This is a genomic window from Kineococcus glutinatus, assembly GCF_039542765.1.
Classification (GTDB): Bacteria; Actinomycetota; Actinomycetes; order Actinomycetales; family Kineococcaceae; genus Kineococcus_A; species Kineococcus_A glutinatus.
This window is the reverse complement of the sequence record NZ_BAABIL010000686.1, coordinates 1-626: the sequence shown is the minus strand read 5'-3', so window position 1 is coordinate 626 and position 626 is coordinate 1. Positions and strand designations below refer to the sequence as shown.

Genomic DNA, 626 nt, shown 5'->3' with positions numbered 1-626 from the left:
GCCCCAGCGGGTCCAGGGAGTGCGTGTCGCACCCGTGCTGGGTGACGACGACGTCCGGCTGCACCGGCAGCGGGCGTGCCGCGACGAGCGGCTGCTGCGCCCGCTGCTGGCGGGGGCGGAGCCGCTGGTGACCGGGCAGGACGTGCTGCCCGGCGCGGCGGGGGTGGACGTGCTGCAGGTCGTGGACCTGCCCGGCCGGGGCGCGCCGGGCAGCCGCGGCGGCCTGGACCTGCTGGAGGCGGTGGCCGCCGCGGTGGTGGCGCACGTCCGGCTCCGGCCGCAGGAGTCCTGCGGTGTCGTCGCGCCCGACGAGGACGTGGCCCGCCTCCTCGACGAGGTGGTGCGCCACCGCCTGGCGGAGGCCCTCGGGGTGCCGGTGCGCACGGGTGCCGGCCTGGAGGTGCCCGCCCCGTGGCCCCTGCCGGGCGGGGAGCCGCTGCACGTGGCGGAGGTCGAGCGCTGGCGCGGGGTGCGTCGCGACGCGGTGGTGCTCGTCGCCGCCGTGGAGGACGCGGGCAGCACCCTCGCCTCCGGTCCCACCGGCCGGCAGCGGCTCGCGGTGGCGCTGAGCCGGTGCCGGCGGCGGGTGGTGGTCGTCACCCAGCCGCTGGCCGCGCTGCCCGCGC

1 pseudogene is annotated in these 626 nt (G+C 80.5%); it reads left to right on the top strand.

What is annotated here, in order from left to right:
- Positions 1 to 34 precede the first annotated feature (34 nt).
- Positions 35 to 626, top strand: a pseudogene (locus ABEB16_RS20150) (hypothetical protein); the annotation flags it as partial.